The organism is Salinivibrio proteolyticus (assembly GCF_027286365.1).
GTDB lineage: Bacteria > Pseudomonadota > Gammaproteobacteria > Enterobacterales > Vibrionaceae > Salinivibrio > Salinivibrio proteolyticus.
Map to the genome: position 1 here is coordinate 623,049 of NZ_CP114585.1, position 16,695 is coordinate 639,743.

Sequence of the window (16,695 nt, forward strand, 5' to 3'; positions counted from 1 at the left end):
GAATTTTAGCCTACGACAGATTCGCTTTAGCTTTCTTAAAGCGCTCATTCAAACTCGCCTTAGTTTCACTGTTAAACATACGTTTCACATCATCTGAAACGGGCTTATGTTCCTGCACACGCTTCATAACCTTTTCTGAAAACTCAAGTTTTTGATTTTTCTTGCTCAATAACATTTTTCAGATCCACGTAATAAACACTCCTACTATTTTATGGGAGTCAGAAGCAAATAGCCAGCGATGGCACATAACGCCAAATTAAGGTGTGAGCAACGCTACCACCTAACCTAAACCATTGCACCGTAAACACAAAACCCAACCTTGAAGCGAAAATGCCAAGCGTTGGGAATGATGTTGATCCACTTTAACGGACACGTCTTTCGTTAAGTACATTGTTTTTCAAACGCTATCGGCGACATATAGCCAATGCTACTGTGTAACCGTGTTCGATTATAAAAGTACTGAATATATTTTCTGAGCTTCTCTCGTAAGTGACTTAAGTTAGCAATCGGCGCGTCTTTGATTAACTCGCCCTTAAGCGATTTAAAGAACGACTCGACTTCTGCATTATCCGTACATTTCCCTGGCCGATTCATGCTCTGCTCAACACCGTGTTCCGCCAGTAAATGTCGCACCCTATCCGCACAATACTCGCGCCCTCTGTCGGTATGAAATAGCAGTCCCCGTTTAGGCTTTCGGCTAGCGAGTGCTTTGACGATGGTGAACATCGTCAAGTTTGAATCAAGTCTGTCGCTTAGCGCCCAGCTAAGTACCTTTTTTGAGTAAACATCAATCACTACCGCTAAGTAGCCCCATCGGTTTCCTACTTTTATGTAGGTAACATCCGCGGCCCATTGTTGATTGATTTTGCTCGCTTTTTCTTGTTCTAAACGTCGATTGACGAGTCCTTTAAAGAACGTCCGACTCTTTTTCTGACGACGGTAAACACGGTCCACTCTCGCCTTTAAACCGGCTTCTCGCATCAAGCGGGCCACACGTGTCACCGATCATGCAAAACTGATCCACTAACGATCATCGAAAACTGATCCACTTGGTATCATCCGTTTATTTTTTGTACGGGTGATTTATGTTAACCAAGGAGACATTTGTGGATATTCATGTTCGCTTTGCACAAGGCCAAAGTATTCGTAAAATTGCCCGTCAATTAGGCATCTCTCGTAACACCGTAAAGCATCATTTGCAGCAGCATCAGATGCCCAATTACGCGCAACGAGCACAACCCGCGACAAAACTAGCGCCCTTTAAACCCTATCTCGTCCAACGAATTGAGCAGGCCAAACCCGATTGGATACCTGCCACCGTCTTGTTTGACGAGGTCGTCCAACGCGGTTATCCAGGCGGTATTGCTCAGCTCCGACGCTTTGTGTGTCAGTTTAAGCTTTGTTCCACTCCTGAGCCGGTTGTCCGTTTTGAAACGCTACCAGGGCAGCAAATGCAAATCGACTTTACCACCATTCGTCTCGGTAAACGGCCGCTCAAAGCCTTTGTCGCAACGTTAGGTTACTCGCGCGCCACTTTCGTCAAATTCTTTGATAACGAGCGTGCGCATGCATGGCAACAAGGTTTAAAAGAAGCGTTTGAGTATTTCGGTGGAGTACCCGAGCAAGTGCTGTGTGACAACGCTAAAGCGCTCATCATTGAGCGAGATGCTTATGCACAAGGCGAACATAAGTTGCATGATGAGATGCTACAGATGTCGAAAGACTACGGCTTTAAGCTGGTTGCTTGTAAACCCTATCGAGCTAAGACCAAGGGGAAAGTTGAGCGTTTTAACCACTACTTAAAAAACAGCTTCGTTGTGCCACTTAGCGCCGAATTGCGCGCGCAAAATCTCGAGCTGGATGTACAAATAGCCAACGCAAAAGTCGGCCCATGGTTACAACGTGTGGCGAATCAACGCATTCATGGCACCACGTTAGCTGTCCCTGCTGAGCGCTTGCGAGAAGAAGTGAAACAGTTACTTCCTCTGCCAAAGTTCGTACAGGGTGCAAGCCAACACAAGTGTGCCCCAGATATCCGTATTGTGCCGCCACGAGAGTCCATCAATCTACAACATCCCATGAACGTTTACGAAGCGTTGTTAGGAGGTGACCATGCTACTGCATGAACAAATAGGTCATCTCTGTGACTCACTGAAACTCAGCTCTGTTGCCGCCTCTTGGCCATCGTTGGCTGAGCAATGTATTGCTCAAGAAAAGAGTTATGGTGAATTTCTACGCGCGTTATTGGAAAGCGAGCAACAACAACGAGACGAGCGAACCCGACAGCTTTTCAGTCGTATGGCAGGTTTTCCCGCGCATAAAGAGTTAAGTACGTTTGATTTTAAGTTCGCCACCGGCGTCCCGAAACAGCAGATACAAGAATTAAGTGCGCTGACCTTCATTGAACGTAATGAAAACGTGGTGCTACTTGGACCAAGCGGTGTCGGTAAAACGCATTTAGCTATCGGGTTGGGACTAAAAGCCGTACAGGCTAGAAAGAAAACGCGCTTTATCACTGCTGCTGATTTGATGCTGCAATTATCGACCGCTAAACGGCAAAACAAGCTGAAGCAATACCTCTCTCGCTCCGTGATGGCCCCAAGGTTATTGATCATTGATGAAATCGGTTACCTGCCATTTGGACGAGAAGAAGCGAACCTATTTTTTAATGTGATCGCTAAGCGCTATGAGTATGGCAGCATTATTTTGACCAGTAATCTATCGTTTGGCCAATGGCCAAGCGCATTTGCCGATGATGCGACATTAACGGCAGCGATGTTAGATCGACTACTTCACCACTCCCATGTTCTGCAGTTAAGTGGTGATAGTTATCGATTGAAAGATAAACAACGCTCAGGAGCAATACCTGACTAAAAGGGTGGATCAATTTTGATTGATCGTTTTTAAGCTAAAAGTGGATCAGTTTTCGGTGATCGTTGACAACACGCTTACGACTCACTGCGAGACCTTTTGCCTTCAACGCCGCATGGATTTTAGGACTCCCATATCTGCCTTCGCTTTTACGGTAGATGAACGCTATCTCTGCGCCTAGCTCACTATCTGCGCGCGCGTGTCCTGACTGTCCGCGGCTTAGCCAATCATAATAGCCACTACGAGACACAGAAAGGTGCCTACACAGCTTCTTTACTGAGTAAACATCACTATATTGCTTTACGAATCGGTAGGCTTGCGCCTTTGTTCTGCTTGAAAGCGTTGCCACTTTTTTAAGATATCGTTCTCCTCTTCAAGCTCCGTGATCCGTCGTTTGAGCGCCGATAACTCATCCTTCGCCTTGTCTGGCTTCACTTTATTTTTTAGGGACTTGACCATACCAAACTCTCCATCTCGATACGCTTTACGCCATTTCGATAGCATGAATGGATGGATATCAAGCGCCTCTGCAACCGACTTCACTGTTCGATGCGTTTCATAGCTCCATTCAACCGCTTTCAGTTTGAAGTCTAGTGAATATTGCGCTGTCTTTTTACCCGTTTTATAGGCTGGCATACTGACCTCCTCAGGTCGTCGATGCGTGTCCAGTAAAACGGATCAAGTCCAGAATCACTCTTAAATTTTTTGTTAGGTGCGATTTAATCGAAATATGCATGATTTTTTGGTAAGAACAACCTAGCTAACTCAGGCACAGTAATGTCATTTAGATAGTTCTGAGTACAAAAACAATACCCACACTCTCGCACTCGAATTATATTCCTCAGTTGAGGGTGCTGTTCTGTAGCAAGGTATAACGCATTCTGCGACTCTCTTCTAAGGCTTATATCATCATTTATAATCACCTTAGGGTTATCAATAATGATTTCTTCCAAATATTGAAACAATACTGGTCTTTGAGGCTTTCTAATTGTTACCATTTTTCTCTGAGTGTCAAACTCGTTCCATCGTTGTCTAAGCTCACCCACACTCTGAAAGTATTTATCCTCTTGAGTTAAATTATCACTCCAAAACATAGGATTATTTTTGGTAACCCAAACATGCAGGTCTTCATTCAACAGGAAATCGAGACCGAATTTAAATAAGACTGGCCCATACAAATTTTGCCTTGGAAATAAGCCATGAAGATCTACAGTATCAATGAACACATCCCCCCAAACATCAAACTTAATGTCTTCTTCATCTGAAGCTTGAGGGGTTTGGTACAGTCCATTATTTGCAACATCGCCTCTAGACAACAAACCATTGTTTTCAATAAAGGTAATTGATGTCGCAACTGTATTGGCATGATGAAAATGAGTAACTTCCTTTTCAGATAGTAACTCGTAAAGTTCCCTATTATCTAATCTCATTTCTTAACCTGAATTTTCAATTTAGTTCGACCATTAACATGCGGCACGATTTAGCACCTAACGCCGCATTAAGGGGCAGGCAACGTAAACAACTAAACTCAAACTAGCCAGCCGTAACCTCAAATGCCAACCAAACCAAAACTGCCAAGCGTTGACTGTCCCTCTTGAATGCTTTGTATGGATAATCTCACCCGTATTTGGGTAAAGTGAGACCCAGGCTTTAGCTGCAACTAAAGCTTTCTAATGTGCAGTTCGATTGAACGCTGGCTCCTCTGTCGAGAGACCGATAACAAACATGAACGCACCTTAGAACTCCAAGCACCAAACTCGAATACTCGACTGGGTCTCGAACCCGTATTACGCAAACAAGAGTTAGCTTATTATGAATACTGCATCCAATCAAAACATCTACATCGGCGTCGATACCGGCAAAGCGCAACTCGACATCTACGTCAGACCAACTGCGCACTTCTTCTCTGTGCCAAACACTGATAAAGGCATTAAAGATGCATTGAAAATCATCAAGCCATATCAGCCTGAGCGCATCATCATTGAAGCCACTGGCCGATTAGAAATGCCCTTTGTGCTCGCGTGTATTGAAGCCAATTTACCCATCGTACGCGCCAACCCTGTGCACATTAAACGCTTCGCCGGCGCCATTGGCCGCAGAGCGAAAAATGACCGCTTAGATGCTGAGTTAATTGCACATTATGGCGACGCCATTAAGCCTGAAATCACCATTATCAAGGCGGAAAATATACGTCTAATGAGTGACTTAGTCATCAGGAGAAACCAGCTCCTATCTATGCAAACGATGGAAAAGAACCGCTTGCAGATACTGCCCAAAACCTTGCATTCAACCATCAAACCCATGCTCACTGCGATGAAAAATCAAATCACCAACATCGAACAAAAACTCGTGAAGTTGATTGAAGCATGCCCTGAATATCAGACTAAAAATACGCTCTTACAAAGCGTGCCTGGCATTGGCAGCATTGCGGCAGCATCTATCATCAGTAACGTCCCTGAGCTGGGCTATATAACTAACAAACAAGCGGCATCACTCATTGGTGTTGCACCCGTGACAAAAGAAAGTGGGCGATATAAAGGCAAACGAGTGATCCAAGGTGGACGTGCTCAAGTTCGTACCGTGTTATATATGGCGATGATGTCTGCGATGCAATGTAATCCTGTTTTTAAAGCGACGTATACCCGATTAGTCGCCGCTGGAAAGCCGAAAAAAGTCGCCATTATTGCCTGTGTGCGCAAGATGGTAGTGATCTTAAATTCGATGCTCAGAGACGGCGTGATGTGGGATAAAAATCTCGCTAAAATTTAGGATTGACGACATACTCGTTTGTTATGTAACTTTTCTAACTATTTCAAAGCATTACAAAGAACAACATTACCAAATATCGTTTAACTTACATGAAAAGTTAACAGTAACCCAGTAGAATTTGCGTGACAACGACGAAACTGCGAGCCCTAGTTCAAAGAAAAAAATGACTGCCACCAAACTTATCGCAAACCCACTGAACCATTAAGAACAAACGGAAAACTCGAAGAACAAGAAGACGAAAGCTAAGCCAATATGAATAAGACTGACTTTACAAATTTTACAAATAAAAAATTAAAACAATAAGTTAAAACCATAAACATGTGAAGTAGAAGCCAACTTAAAAAAGCAAAAGCATAAAAATATTTTTAATTTTCAATACATTGCGGTCTTTTTCTTTACGGTTACATAACATTGTATTAGTATGCACGCACGATTTCCCAAAACCGTTATACGCACTCTTTTCTACCTAATAGACTGTTATTATTAGAATTTCTCACCTCTAGTGGATACTGCTCTTCCGTGAAAGTGTGCATGCCGCCTATCTCAACTTAGGCATTCACACTATCCCCAAGTATCAAGCTGTAACCTCATGACTTATAGACTCTTTTAATCATCCATTCTGGGATAGTGTGAATCTGTCACGGATAAACGTGCACGCTTTTGCCTGTATCTAGCCGATAAGCTGGTTAAGCATCCAGTGTTTAGCCACACGCTACCGCCGATCAGTTGTCGGCACCTAACACGCCATTTGATTGGCTATTTTGCAGGTTAGTGTATCAAGCGCTGTGTTGGTTTTCGTGCGCTATTGTCCAAAGTGTTAGCCAAGCCTTGTTTTGTTAGATTGGTCCCAAAAAGGCGAGTCGTAATCGCCTGATTGGGGTTTGAACGTTGCGAGTTATTTTGATTGAACGAGATTTTAGGTAGGAAGAGGAGTGACTTTTGCTGACTGAATTGTTTCTTCAATCAGAGCTTCATATGTTGCGGCTTGTCCTGCGGGGAGCAATTGACGATGCATTTCTCGGCGCACGTTTGTATCAAATAAGCGTTCTGTCACCCATCCAGTTAGATAAAGTGCCGATAAACATCCACCAGCCGTGGCGATATTGCCATCAATCACTAACGGCTGGTCTTGCACTTCTGCGCCCATGGCTTCAAGGGCAGGTTTAGCATCGGGATGCGTGGTCAGTTGACGCCCGCCTAACAACCCTAATCGATACAAAATAAAGGAGCCCGCACAAATCGAGCCGATAAGTTGGTGATTGGGATTAAGCGATAGAGCTTTCATAAACGCATCGTCGTTTAATGCGGCAGGTACGCCTTTATAGCCACTGGTAATCAATACAACATCAGCTTCACTTGCTTCACTGAGTTCACCATCTGTTGTTACCGAGAGCCCAAGCGTCGATATGTGTTCGGATTTGGTACCAAGTACGCGTACATTCCAATGTTGAGGGAGGCGTCCAAAGATATCGCGCATGAGAAAGAAATCGATGTCGGTAAACGCATCAAATAGCACAATCGCAACGGTATACATAATATCCTTTTACATTATAACCAGTTATTTCAATAAGATATCATGCTTTACGATAAAAGGAGAGCAAACCACCGCATAACATGTATACGGTGGTGAGGAGCATTTACCCTACCGCGCAAAGCGGGTGGCGTGGAAGGCGAGGTGTTCATCAATAAAGGTACTGATGAAAAAGTAGCTGTGGTCGTAGCCGGGTTGCATGCGCAAGGTGAGCGGGGAGTTGTGTTTCTCGGCCGCTTGTTTCAGGGCTTGCGGGTTAAGCTGTTCGGCCAAAAAGCCGTCTTTGTCGCCTTGGTCCACCAGCATCGGCATGGCGGTGGGGCCTTGGGCGAGTAACACGGTGGCATCGTAGGCTTGCCATGTTTGTTCGTCATCGCCTAAATAGGCACTAAAGGCCTGTTTGCCCCACGGGCACTCGGTGGGATGACAAATCGGGCTGAACGCCGAAATGCTGCTATAACGTGACGGGTTACGTAAACCAATCACTAGTGCGCCGTGGCCGCCCATGCTGTGTCCGGCAATCGCGCGCTGGTTGTTGACCGCAAAGTGCGATTCAATCAGCTCCGGCAGTTCGTGCGCAACGTAGTCGTACATCTGGTAGTGCGACTGCCACGGCGCTTGGGTGGCATTAACATAAAACCCCGCCCCTTGGCCGAGATCGTATTGATTGGCATCCGCCACGTCATCGCCGCGCGGGCTAGTGTCTGGCGCCACAATCGCCATGCCTAAGGTGGCGGCTTGTTTAAACGCGCCGGCCTTTTGCATAAAGTTTTCGTCGGTGCAGGTTAGGCCCGAGAGCCAATAGAGCACCGGCACGGGTTGTTTTTTTGCTTTTTCGGGCAGAAAGATCGCAAACGTCATTTTGCCTTTGATGGCGCTCGAGTCATGCTGCCAACGTTGGTGCCAACCGCCTGCGACTTTGTTTTCGCTTATTTTTTCTAGTTGCATGGTTATTTTACCGCCGCGTTGCCACGGCGGCCGTCCTGTTATTTATCCATGTGGATCACGCTGCGAATGCTTTTGCCTTCGTGCATCAGGTCAAAGGCACGGTTTACTTCATCAAGGCCCATGGTGTAGCTAATGAATTCTTGTAGGCCAAATTCACCATCGAGGTAGCGCTCAACAATGCCGGGCAGCTCTGAGCGACCTTTAACGCCACCAAACGCCGAGCCTTTCCAAACGCGCCCTGTCACCAGCTGGAACGGACGGGTTGAAATCTCTTGGCCTGCACCGGCAACCCCAATGATCACTGACTCGCCCCAGCCTTTGTGGCAGCATTCCAGTGCTTGGCGCATCACATCCACATTGCCGATACATTCAAACGAGTAATCAACGCCGCCGTCAGTCATCTCCACAATCACTTGCTGGATTGGCTGATCGTAGTCTTTTGGGTTAATCACATCAGTGGCGCCCAGCTGCTTGGCAAGGGTGAATTTGCTCTCATTGATATCAATGCCGATGATGCGACTCGCGCCGGCCATACGCGCACCAATCACTGCAGATAAGCCAATACCGCCAAGGCCGAAAATCGCCACCGTGTCGCCTTTTTCTACTTTGGCAGTGTTCATTACCGCGCCCATGCCAGTGGTCACGCCACAGCCAAGCAGGCAGACTTCTTCGAGCGGTGCGGCTTTGCTTACTTTCGCCAAAGAGATCTCGGGCAGTACCGTGTATTCGGAGAAGGTCGAGCAGCCCATGTAGTGGAAAATGGTCTCGCCGTTAATCGAAAAGCGTGAGGTACCGTCTGGCATCAAGCCTTTGCCTTGGGTTTCACGCACCGCACCGCATAGGTTGGTTTTGCCTGAGCGGCAGAATTTACACTCGCCACATTCGGCGGTGTAAAGCGGGATCACATGGTCGCCCACTTCCACGCTGGTGACACCCTCGCCGACCATTTCAACAATCCCGCCGCCTTCATGGCCGAGAATGGAAGGAAATACCCCTTCAGGATCGTCGCCCGATAAGGTGAACGCATCGGTATGGCACACACCAGTTGCGACGATTCTGACCAACACCTCGCCCGGCTTGGGCAGTTCAACGTCAACCTCTTCCATTTTCAGTGGTTGGCCTGGCCCCCATGCGACGGCGGCTTTGGATTTAATGTGGGTTTGTCCCGGCTTGATGGTTAGTGCCATTGCAGAATCCTTTTGAGTTCAAGGGAGTAATTCGTGTCACGCTATACTAGCTAAGTTGCTTTTCGTTATAATCCAGCAAAATTGAAAATTATTATTTCACTCACGTAATAATGCGTTGTCCGATAATATAGACAGGATAGACAGTCATGGCACCCCATTGGGAAGGATTAAACGAATTTTTAGCGGTGGCTGAGCACGGCAGTTTTACTCAGGCCGCTTATAAGCTCGACACCAATGTGGTGGCGGTAAGTCGGCGAGTTGCGGCGCTAGAAGCTCATTTGGGGGTGAAGCTTTTTCATCGCACCACCCGTAAAGTCACGCTAACGGATGAAGGCGAGCACTATTATCAACGTTGCCGTCCGCTGATGGCTGCCTTGCAAGAGGCCGAGCAAACCATTACCCAATCACAAGCGCTTCCCACCGGATTAGTGCGGGTGACGGCGCCGGTGAATTTTGGCGAACAATATATCGCGCCCTTGCTGGCCCCCTTCTTGCGGCAATATCCTCATGTGTCGGTGGACTTGCACCTGACCAATCGTCGAATTGATCTAATTGAAACTGGCACCGATGTGGCGATCCGTATTGGTCATCTCGCAGATTCCAGCCTGAAAGCGAAACGCTTGGGTTCTCGACGGCTCTCCATTTGTGCCAGCCCAGCGTATTTGGCAGCACACGGCCGGCCGCTGACGCCAAACGATCTCAATCGCCATGTTTGTTTGGTTGGCTCCAACGAACACTGGCATTATCAAGCGAGCAATAAAGTCCGCACCCTCACGGTTTCGGGGCGGCTGCGCTGTAATTCTGGCGTGGCGTTACTCGAGGCGGCCAAGCAAGGCATTGGCCTCGCGCAGTTGCCGCATTATTATGTGCAAGAGGCCTTAGCCGAGGGAACATTAGAAGAAGTATTGGTGGATTATCGGATAGAAGAAGAAGGCATTTGGGCGCTTTATCCACGCGGACGTCAGCTTCAGCCCAAAGTGGCGGCATTATTGGCGTATTTAGTCCAACACTTGCCCACTCAACCCGCCCCCGATTTTTAACCGCCACTCTGGAACCCGCTAAAAAAATCGCCAGCACAAGGCTGGCGATCGGGTCGAAGATGTTCAAAAACGGTCGATTAGTCACGCGACGCGCGCAGTGACGTGTCCGCTTTATTAATTGCTGAGACTTTAAACGCGCCCACATAGTGATCGAGAGTGCGTGCAAGCCCTGCTAAGTCTTGGCTACTCGCTTCTAGGCTATGGCTATCGTCCAGCCCGGCTTGCGCCGCTTGGTTAACCGTATCCATGTTGACGTTAATTTCATTGGCTACGCTTGATTGCTCTTCGGTCGCCGTTGCCACATGGGTGTTCATGTCCAAGATGGTGCTCACTTGCATCGCGATGCTTTCTAGCGCCGTCAGAGCTTGCTCGGTCGCGCGGTTCCCTTCGCTGGTCAGGGCTTTACTGGTGTCCATTGCCTCAACCGCGTTTTTCGCTTCTTGCTGAAGCTGATCAATGGTCGATTGAATCTCTTCGGTTGATTGCGACGTTTTGGTCGCCAGACTGCGTACTTCGTCCGCCACTACCGCAAAACCACGTCCCGCTTCGCCAGCGCGCGCTGCTTCAATGGCTGCGTTCAAGGCAAGCAAGTTCGTTTGCTCTGAGATGCCACGGATCACATCCAAAATGGAGACAATCGACTGGGTGCGATCAGCCAGCGAAGTGATCACCGTCGACATGTTGTCCATCTCGGTGTCGAGTTGGTTGATGGTCTGGGTCGCTTCGGTCAAGGTTTGCTTACCGGCTTCGGTTTCGCTGTTGGCTGACGAGGCCGAATCTGCGGCGTTTGACGCGCTTTGCGAAATTTCGTTGATGGTGGCGATCATCTCATTCATCGAGGTCACGACCAGCAGCGCTTGCTCGCTTTGTGATTCACCGCGTTTTAGCGATTGCGCGGCTTTGTCGCGCAGCGACTCGGCTGAACGGCCAAGCTCTTCACCGGTTTCCACTACATGTGCAATGATTTGGTCGATTTTTTCGACGAAGGTGTTAAAGGCCACCGAAATACGGGTGATCTCGTTGTTGCCAGTGACAGGCAAACGCACAGTCAGGTCACCGTCCCCTTTCGAGATATCGGCCAGCGCGTGCTCAAGGCCTTTCAGCGGCGCGAACAGTCGGCCCAATAGCCATACCAGCACGAGGGTACAGGCAATAAAAATCAAGCCAATCGCGGTCAGCTGCGCAATCGCAATGCCATTGGCCGCGCTATCCACTTCTGTAATTGGGATCCCAACATCAAACGCGCCCCATAGGCGGCCATCGACGTAGATTGGCATCATGATGTCGTACACCCACACATCTTGCACATCAGCGTACCAGCGTGAATGCTGTGGTTGACCTTGGTTAGCCCCCGCCACTGTGTAGCTGTCGGTGTAGACTTTGCCCAGTTTCTGCATATCACTGTGGGCAATGGCTTTGACGTTTTTATCAATGACGACGGCATAGCTGATGTCACTGCGTACTTTGAGACCGCTGACCATCTCCTGCAAATCGTCGGTTGGCGTTGACGAGTTCGACAGGATGTACTCGGCGCGATCCGCAAGCAGCTCTGCCTGCGCTTTCGAACGCTTGAGAATGATGTGGTCGATTTCATCGTGTGAGATAAAAGTTGTGGCGGTGATGCTGGCAATTGCCGCCACCGCAAACATGGCACACACCACAATTAAGATGAGTTTTTTCACTACGCTACCTTACTGGCAATGGGAGGGGCGGAAACCGTCAACGTCGGCGTGCTATAAGCCGGTAGCCTAATTCGGCCAAAAGGGGCGAGAGACGGCTGACTTCCTCTCTGTACATGGATGTCAGCGCAAATAATAGCGACAGCGTAACTGATAAACAAGTTACGCCTCGCAAAAGTCAAATATTCATGCGCGGTTACGCACAAAATCGTATCGCTTGCATTGACGATGAAAGGCCATACCGTTCGCCAATTTTTCTAACATTTTAGGCGGTCCCAAATCGCGTGGCAGGAAAGTAATTAAGCAGTTTGTGGAGCGCAAAACACAGCATTAAGGTGATCACTATCGCCACAATATTGCTGCTGACGCGGTAAAGCGCATCATACATAAAATCTTGGCTGGGACTTAAGTATTGCCCAAACAGGATCCCCAAGGTGGCCATCGCGCCAAATCCAACCCCTGAACCACTGGCTTCTTTCACATGGGCTTTGGCGAATAAAAGCGTCCCTATCCACAAAAGCGGCGCGACCAAGATCAACACCCCAAACCAGTCATACAGTATTGCTTGACATGCTACCCCATACGCGACGCCAAGCACCGTGCCTACCGCGCGTTTTCGCGCATAACTTAACGTGCCGTTCCAGTGCATGGGAAACAGCAATAACACAGTCGTGGCCTGCGCTGAAATGGAGTCGCGCAAATCAAACAACTGAAAGACCACAAAGGAAATGGTCGCTAACGAGGCTCCCATTAGTGCCTCGTGGCGCATACGGTGAGTCTGTTTTCCTCCCGCGGGCATGGCAGGCGGCTGACGCTCAGTCACATCCGGGATCAGCCACGTCACCAAGTAGGCAATCAATACCGAAAGGATATTGGCCCCTAAGTTACCAAAAACCAGCGTGTTAAGTGGCAAATCTGGATAGCTGGCAAAATGCAGCATAATGCTCAGGCTCAACACACTGTTGGCACCAAACAGAAAAAAGCGTCCTTTAGACATGCACGCAAATTTGTAGGTGAACAGCACAAAGACGAGTGGCGTCATCAGCCCCGGGTGTGCTCCCAACAAGCCCCCGAGCACACCCACTTCTAAGCCACTGATCACCGCGGAAGCAAGCAATTGACGCGCCGCGCGACCGTTCATCACTGGGACTAAGCCCAGCAGTAGCATGGGGGTAACGGTAAAAAATACCCCAAAGTTACAATCAAAAAACTTGCATACCGTAAAGCCTAATGTGGCGCCGGTAGCAATCCGCAAACACTGGCGCACATCGTTATCACTTAAGGGGTGATGCCATAAAGCCATCGCTCACCTCCTTAGTAGATGTAGTGCAGCAGGCTTAAAAAGCCGACTTGGGCGCGGGCGAATACGGCTCCAATCCAGCTGTCTGGCATAAGTTGCACCGTGGCACGGGCGCCGGTCGGCAGCGCATGAGGGGGCCATTCATCGAGTTGAATGTGCAGACGCATCCGCTGCGCATCACGCACCCAACGGTTCGAGTTGGAAGGCGACGCCAGTTGCCCGTTGGCATCGATCTGTCCAGCACTGACTCCCGCATCCACGCTACTCACGTGTCCCGCGTAAAGCTTGCCCGGTTCACTATCAAACGCTACCTTCACCGGCGTGCCGGTGTGCACATCGCGGACACTTTTTTCACGAAAATCGGCAATCACATCGGTGCGGTCAGACACCAACGCCATCAATGGCTGTCCAGCGCTGGCATAGGCTCCCACGTCCAATTGCAGATTAGTAACCACGCCGTCATGGCTGGCTTTTACTGTGGTGTAGGATTGATTTAATTGTGCTTTCTTTAGTTTGCTCAATGCCACTTGTTCAGCAATATTGCTGGCACCGTCACCGCCCCGTTGAATTTGCAGCGCACTGACACGCGCTTTGGCCGCTTCCCAATTGGCTCGAGCAGTATTGGCCGCACTGATTGCATCATCACGCTGCTGCTGAGAAACACCATTTTTAGCGAATAAGGCTTTCAAGCGTTTCGCTTCACGCACTTTCTGCGCCATCACCGACGCCAAGGCCGAAACATCTTGCCGCGCCGCCATCAATGACGCATCTAGTTGAGCATTGGTTTGTCTGGCTTGAGCTAAGGCGAGTTTGGCTTGGTCGACCGCAATCCGATACGGGGTATCATCAATTTGGAACAACACATCCCCTTGATGCACGCCTTGGTTGTTTTCCACCGCCAAGGCACTGACCGGCCCGCTCACCTGTGGTGCTACTTTGGTCACGGTGCGTGTCACCATGGCATGAGGCGTTAATGGCATCACGTTATCCGCCAGCAAAAAATAGCCAAAGAGCAACACAAAACTGAGAGCGGCTACTTTTACCCAACGCGCAAATTTTTCATCCGGTGTCATTCGTACTTCTTACCTCTGTTGTTGTTCTGTGCTCTGGTCATCTTTTGCGGTGGCGGTATAGTCCATCGCATTTTGATTGATGGTGACCAGCACCCGCTCCAAAGCGTCAAAATCTTCGGCGGCAATGCCCGCCAGCAGATGCTTACGTACCCGCAACACCCGCGCTTCAATGCGGCTCATTAATTCACACCCGCTTTTAGTGACATGCACGGTTCGGGTGCGCTTATCTTCTGGCAAGCAGCGCCGCATGATCAGGCCCTGCGTTTCAAGGTGTTTTAAGGTCCGCATTAATGAGCCCAGCTCAATTTCGAGCGCCTGCGCCAATTCACTCTGGCTGATGCCATCGCCCAATCGACGCAGCATCCACAGCGCACTCCAGCGTGGATAGCTCAGCCCCAATGGCGCCAGCTCAGAATCGGCGACACGACGCCATAATCGCGCCGTGCGTCCTAAATGTTCAGCAATCGACATGTGTTCAGGATGTGACGATGTCATGCGCTTTCTCCCTCAATCGAAATTACTTAGCCTGCTAAGTAATAAGTAGCAGTCACTATAAAATAGTTAGCAGGCTAAGTAAATATAAAAGTGATTTGTGTCACATAACAATGGCGGGTTACTGGCGTGATAGCCGCTCGCCGCCGTTGGTTAACTCTGATAATCTAGCGCGCGTCATCGTTTTGTTTGTAAAGGGATTACTATGCAAGAACTCTGGGATCGCCATATTTGTTATCGCAGCCATCGCATTGATGTACCGCTGGATCACCATGACGCCACCAGCCCATCGATTTCGGTTTTCGCCCGTGAAGTGGTGGATACGCGCAAAAATGGTCAAGATTTACCGTGGTTAGTGTATTTTCAAGGCGGGCCTGGGTTTGAGTCTCCTCGTCCGAATGGGGCAAGCGGCTGGCTAAAACGTGCTTTAGACGATTACCGCGTGTTGTTGCTCGACCAACGCGGCACAGGCTTAAGCTCGCCGGTCAATCACCAAACTCTCGCCCACCTCACGCCTGCCGAGCAAGCAGCGTATCTGAGCCATTTTCGAGCCGACAGCATCGTGAAAGACGCCGAGTGTTTACGCGAGGCGTTAGGCATTAAGCAATGGGCGATCCTCGGACAAAGCTTCGGTGGGTTCTGTGCTCTCACCTATTTGTCGTTCTTTCCACAATCGCTATCGCGCGCGTTTGTTACCGGCGGTATCCCACCGATTGAAGGACATGCCGATGCGGTGTATCAAAAAACCTATCAGCGTGTGGAAGACAAAAACCAGCAGTTTTTCGCCCAATTCCCCGACGCACAAGCCCGCTGTCACGAGATTGCCCAGTATTTGCAAAACAATACGGTGACGCTGCCAAATGGTCAGCCGTTTACCGTTGAGCAGTTTCAAACGCTGGGACTGAATCTCGGTCGCGGCCATGCCGGGCTGCCGCTGTATTACCTACTAGAGCGAGCCTTTATAGAGGTGAATGGTGAGCGTACCTTAAGCTACCCGTTCTTAAATGCGATGCAGGCTGACCAAGGGTATTTAACCAACCCGTTTTACGCTATTTTGCATGAATCGATTTACTGCCAGCAGCAGGCGTCGCAGTGGTCAGCCCACAGGGTGCGCGATCAATTCCCGCAGTTCCACTATCAGCCCGATCAGCCGTTCCGGTTTACCGGCGAAATGGTTTACCCGTGGATGTTTGATCAACTGGCTACCCTTAAACCACTCAAAGACGCGGCCATGTTACTGGCGGAAAAGAGCGATTGGCCGGCGCTTTATGATCTTGAGGTACTCAAGCACAATACGGTGCCGCTCGCCTGCGCCACCTACGTCGATGACATGTTTGTTGAGTTCGATTATTCCCGTCAAACCTTGGCGCAGATTGCCAACAGTCAAGCGTGGATGACTAACGAGTACGAGCACAATGGCATTGGCGTCGATGGTGAACGTATTTTGGATCGCTTAATCGACATCGCTGATAGCCTTGCCGCTCGCCAAGGCTAGTGACTCTCCGCTGCGCATCGTCCCAACAGTGTGTTGTCGCAGCGGAATTTTTCATCACTGCAAACTGTGATCTAATTCAAATCAAAAAATCCACAGTTAACACGTGTTACGCTCTTTGTCAGTACCGATTGAACTCGGGAAAATGCGATAAAAATCGCCCGCTCGCCTTCAAGGCAGCCTGACTGATCAGCGTAAACCACGCCCCCACCAGCCCAGACTAGCCAAGTAGGCACACTGGCTAACGATGCTTGCATGTTATGTTAATTGGCGTAGTATTATTGCGTTTCCTCGGGTTACAGGACGTATCCCA

At 49.1% G+C, this 16,695-nt stretch carries 17 protein-coding genes; 5 read left to right on the forward strand and 12 right to left on the reverse strand.

The genetic code is table 11. The features are described 5' to 3' along the window. Positions 1–10: 10 nt before the first annotated feature. Together N7E60_RS16795 and N7E60_RS16800 are read right to left on the reverse strand one after the other, a co-directional pair. Entirely contained in the window at positions 11–175 is a 165-nt protein-coding gene (locus N7E60_RS16795) for a hypothetical protein (protein ID WP_269598740.1), read from the reverse strand. A 206-nt stretch (positions 176–381) separates the two neighbouring features. Beyond that, the gene (locus N7E60_RS16800) at positions 382–993 is read right to left on the reverse strand and encodes an IS3 family transposase (protein WP_269598741.1); all 612 of its coding nucleotides are present in this window, start codon (positions 991–993) and stop codon (positions 382–384) included. A 92-nt stretch (positions 994–1,085) separates the two neighbouring features. Between N7E60_RS16800 and istA the strand changes: the two genes are divergently transcribed. Beyond that, the gene (gene istA / locus N7E60_RS16805) at positions 1,086–2,126 is read left to right on the forward strand and encodes an IS21 family transposase (RefSeq protein ID WP_269598742.1); all 1,041 of its coding nucleotides are present in this window, start codon (positions 1,086–1,088) and stop codon (positions 2,124–2,126) included. Next, on the forward strand, positions 2,113–2,874 hold the full coding sequence (gene istB / locus N7E60_RS16810) for an IS21-like element helper ATPase IstB (RefSeq protein WP_269597949.1): 762 nt from the start codon (positions 2,113–2,115) through the stop codon (positions 2,872–2,874). Before istA ends, istB begins: the two co-directional genes overlap by 14 nt. Positions 2,875–2,908: 34 nt before the next feature. Here istB and N7E60_RS17445 read toward each other — a convergent pair whose 3' ends face one another. The 3 genes from N7E60_RS17445 to N7E60_RS16820 form a co-directional block, all read right to left on the reverse strand. Next, the gene (locus N7E60_RS17445) at positions 2,909–3,220 is read right to left on the reverse strand and encodes an IS3 family transposase (protein ID WP_408642352.1); all 312 of its coding nucleotides are present in this window, start codon (positions 3,218–3,220) and stop codon (positions 2,909–2,911) included. Further along, positions 3,172–3,507 carry a transposase gene (locus N7E60_RS16815; RefSeq protein ID WP_106407015.1) on the reverse strand — a complete coding sequence of 112 codons (336 nt, stop codon included), beginning with the start codon at positions 3,505–3,507 and terminating at the stop codon, positions 3,172–3,174. The genes N7E60_RS17445 and N7E60_RS16815 overlap by 49 nt, the downstream gene beginning before the upstream one ends. 83 nt (positions 3,508–3,590) lie before the next feature. After that, positions 3,591–4,301 (reverse strand): hypothetical protein, encoded by a 711-nt coding sequence (locus tag N7E60_RS16820; RefSeq protein WP_269598743.1) that lies wholly within the window; start codon positions 4,299–4,301, stop codon positions 3,591–3,593. A 382-nt stretch (positions 4,302–4,683) separates the two neighbouring features. Here N7E60_RS16820 and N7E60_RS16825 point away from each other — a divergent pair, with 382 nt between their 5' ends. After that, the gene (locus N7E60_RS16825) at positions 4,684–5,640 is read left to right on the forward strand and encodes an IS110 family RNA-guided transposase (protein WP_269597982.1); all 957 of its coding nucleotides are present in this window, start codon (positions 4,684–4,686) and stop codon (positions 5,638–5,640) included. 916 nt (positions 5,641–6,556) lie between these two features. Here the strand turns inward: N7E60_RS16825 and N7E60_RS16830 are convergent. The 3 genes from N7E60_RS16830 to N7E60_RS16840 all read right to left on the reverse strand — a co-directional run bounded on the left by N7E60_RS16830 (position 6,557) and on the right by N7E60_RS16840 (position 9,306). Then, on the reverse strand, positions 6,557–7,174 hold the full coding sequence (locus N7E60_RS16830) for a DJ-1/PfpI family protein (RefSeq protein ID WP_269598744.1): 618 nt from the start codon (positions 7,172–7,174) through the stop codon (positions 6,557–6,559). Positions 7,175–7,282: 108 nt separating this feature from the next. Further along, on the reverse strand, positions 7,283–8,119 hold the full coding sequence (gene fghA, locus N7E60_RS16835; protein WP_269598745.1) for an S-formylglutathione hydrolase: 837 nt from the start codon (positions 8,117–8,119) through the stop codon (positions 7,283–7,285). Positions 8,120–8,157: 38 nt separating this feature from the next. After that, a complete protein-coding gene (locus N7E60_RS16840; RefSeq protein ID WP_069587906.1) occupies positions 8,158–9,306 on the reverse strand; it encodes an S-(hydroxymethyl)glutathione dehydrogenase/class III alcohol dehydrogenase in 1,149 nt (382 codons plus the stop codon). A gap of 146 nt (positions 9,307–9,452) precedes the next feature. Here N7E60_RS16840 and N7E60_RS16845 point away from each other — a divergent pair, with 146 nt between their 5' ends. Continuing rightward, on the forward strand, positions 9,453–10,346 hold the full coding sequence (locus N7E60_RS16845; RefSeq protein ID WP_269598746.1) for a LysR family transcriptional regulator: 894 nt from the start codon (positions 9,453–9,455) through the stop codon (positions 10,344–10,346). 77 nt (positions 10,347–10,423) lie between these two features. Here N7E60_RS16845 and N7E60_RS16850 read toward each other — a convergent pair whose 3' ends face one another. The 4 genes from N7E60_RS16850 to N7E60_RS16865 form a co-directional block, all read right to left on the reverse strand. After that, the gene (locus tag N7E60_RS16850) at positions 10,424–12,028 is read right to left on the reverse strand and encodes a methyl-accepting chemotaxis protein (protein ID WP_167315229.1); all 1,605 of its coding nucleotides are present in this window, start codon (positions 12,026–12,028) and stop codon (positions 10,424–10,426) included. A 262-nt stretch (positions 12,029–12,290) separates the two neighbouring features. Further along, positions 12,291–13,328, reverse strand: coding sequence for a DUF2955 domain-containing protein (locus tag N7E60_RS16855; RefSeq protein WP_096632256.1), 1,038 nt, complete (start codon positions 13,326–13,328; stop codon positions 12,291–12,293). An 11-nt stretch (positions 13,329–13,339) separates the two neighbouring features. Then, the gene (locus N7E60_RS16860) at positions 13,340–14,398 is read right to left on the reverse strand and encodes an HlyD family secretion protein (protein ID WP_269598747.1); all 1,059 of its coding nucleotides are present in this window, start codon (positions 14,396–14,398) and stop codon (positions 13,340–13,342) included. A 9-nt stretch (positions 14,399–14,407) separates the two neighbouring features. Next, on the reverse strand, positions 14,408–14,893 hold the full coding sequence (locus tag N7E60_RS16865; RefSeq protein ID WP_269598748.1) for a MarR family winged helix-turn-helix transcriptional regulator: 486 nt from the start codon (positions 14,891–14,893) through the stop codon (positions 14,408–14,410). Positions 14,894–15,095: 202 nt separating this feature from the next. Between N7E60_RS16865 and N7E60_RS16870 the strand changes: the two genes are divergently transcribed. Beyond that, a complete protein-coding gene (locus N7E60_RS16870) occupies positions 15,096–16,385 on the forward strand; it encodes an alpha/beta fold hydrolase (RefSeq protein WP_269598749.1) in 1,290 nt (429 codons plus the stop codon). The last annotated feature ends 310 nt before the right edge of the window (positions 16,386–16,695 follow it).

What these genes read in the sequence shown, in the direction of transcription:
- N7E60_RS16795 (WP_269598740.1), bottom strand. Translation starts at nt 175, where the DNA reads ATGTTATTGAGCAAGAAAAATCAAAAACTTGAGTTTTCAGAAAAGGTT.
- istA (WP_269598742.1), top strand. Translation starts at nt 1,086, where the DNA reads ATGTTAACCAAGGAGACATTTGTGGATATTCATGTTCGCTTTGCACAA.
- istB (WP_269597949.1), top strand. Translation starts at nt 2,113, where the DNA reads ATGCTACTGCATGAACAAATAGGTCATCTCTGTGACTCACTGAAACTC.
- N7E60_RS16815 (WP_106407015.1), bottom strand. Translation starts at nt 3,507, where the DNA reads ATGCCAGCCTATAAAACGGGTAAAAAGACAGCGCAATATTCACTAGAC.
- N7E60_RS16820 (WP_269598743.1), bottom strand. Translation starts at nt 4,301, where the DNA reads ATGAGATTAGATAATAGGGAACTTTACGAGTTACTATCTGAAAAGGAA.
- N7E60_RS16825 (WP_269597982.1), top strand. Translation starts at nt 4,684, where the DNA reads ATGAATACTGCATCCAATCAAAACATCTACATCGGCGTCGATACCGGC.
- N7E60_RS16830 (WP_269598744.1), bottom strand. Translation starts at nt 7,174, where the DNA reads ATGTATACCGTTGCGATTGTGCTATTTGATGCGTTTACCGACATCGAT.
- fghA (WP_269598745.1), bottom strand. Translation starts at nt 8,119, where the DNA reads ATGCAACTAGAAAAAATAAGCGAAAACAAAGTCGCAGGCGGTTGGCAC.
- N7E60_RS16840 (WP_069587906.1), bottom strand. Translation starts at nt 9,306, where the DNA reads ATGGCACTAACCATCAAGCCGGGACAAACCCACATTAAATCCAAAGCC.
- N7E60_RS16845 (WP_269598746.1), top strand. Translation starts at nt 9,453, where the DNA reads ATGGCACCCCATTGGGAAGGATTAAACGAATTTTTAGCGGTGGCTGAG.
- N7E60_RS16855 (WP_096632256.1), bottom strand. Translation starts at nt 13,328, where the DNA reads ATGGCTTTATGGCATCACCCCTTAAGTGATAACGATGTGCGCCAGTGT.
- N7E60_RS16860 (WP_269598747.1), bottom strand. Translation starts at nt 14,398, where the DNA reads ATGACACCGGATGAAAAATTTGCGCGTTGGGTAAAAGTAGCCGCTCTC.
- N7E60_RS16865 (WP_269598748.1), bottom strand. Translation starts at nt 14,893, where the DNA reads ATGACATCGTCACATCCTGAACACATGTCGATTGCTGAACATTTAGGA.
- N7E60_RS16870 (WP_269598749.1), top strand. Translation starts at nt 15,096, where the DNA reads ATGCAAGAACTCTGGGATCGCCATATTTGTTATCGCAGCCATCGCATT.